Raw genomic sequence first — 1,089 nt, 5'->3', positions numbered from 1 at the left:
TTTTTCATCCACAATTGGTCTTAAATACGGCTTTTGCTGATTCAACCATTTGCTCCGGAAGTTCCATAATTTTATCAAGTTCTGGCTGTAAAGCCAATATTCTTTGGTCAACTGGTGAGACTTCCGCCCAAATTTCAGTTTCGCCGAATGTCAATACCACTTACACCGTTTCTTGCAAAAATGCTTGTGATGAAATTTCTAAAAATGTTAATATTCAGGTCGTTGCAGGGATTGAAAAACCATTAAATACAACTCCTGAAAGTTTCTTGAGTCCCAATATATTGGTTTTTTCGGCAACTGGACAAAACTTGAAATGGTACAGTTCAGCAAGCTCAAGTGTATTTTTAACCCAAGCTCCAGTAATAAACATTCCTGGTGATTACAATTTTTGGGTTACACAAACTATCGGAATTTGTGAAAGCCCAAGGTTAGAGATTCACTCGAAATTATTCCCTGCATTGCAAATCTCCTCACAACCAAATGGCATAACAAATTGCTTTGGAAATACTTCCAATATAACTTTAAGTGCAGTAGGAAGCGGAATATTAAAATACAAATGGCAAAGAAAAAGACCTAACGAAACTACTTTTTCCGATATTTTGACAGATCAAAATAGTCTTGAAAACTTTGACTCTAAAGAATTTAAAATAAAGAACATTGGCAATATAGAAAGTCCACACTTGACCAAGTTTAGGTGCATAATTAAGGATGATTTTTCCGAGATACAAAGTGAAGAAATAGAAATTATTGTCAATAGGTTATTGGGAAATCTAGCCAACCAAAAGCTATGTTTAGGAAACAACTTCGATCTAAACATAAACAATTCACATATCATTACTGGTTCTCCAACACATATTCAATGGCAACAACGGGAAGGAACTGGTTCAGATTGGACTAATTTAAAAGACTCAGCAAATTTTTCTGGAACAAATTCATTGCATTTATCCATAAATAATCTGACCTTAGAAAATCAAAAACAATACAGATGTTCTGTGTTATTTAACTCTAACACAGGCACTTGCTCTGAAGTCACTGACTTGATGTCGTTAAGCGTTGGCTCATTCCCGCAAACTCCTGAAAACAAAGGAT

At 35.0% G+C, this 1,089-nt stretch carries 1 protein-coding gene; it reads left to right on the top strand.

The window, feature by feature from the left end:
• On the top strand, positions 1-1,089 hold a 1,089-nt coding region (locus tag EGI26_RS07465; RefSeq protein ID WP_255077449.1), incomplete at both ends, for a hypothetical protein.

The organism is Lacihabitans sp. CCS-44 (genome assembly GCF_024343735.1).
Lineage (GTDB): Bacteria > Bacteroidota > Bacteroidia > Cytophagales > Spirosomataceae > Leadbetterella.
The sequence above is the reverse complement of the archived record's forward strand: the minus strand, read 5'-3'. Positions and strand labels throughout refer to the sequence as shown.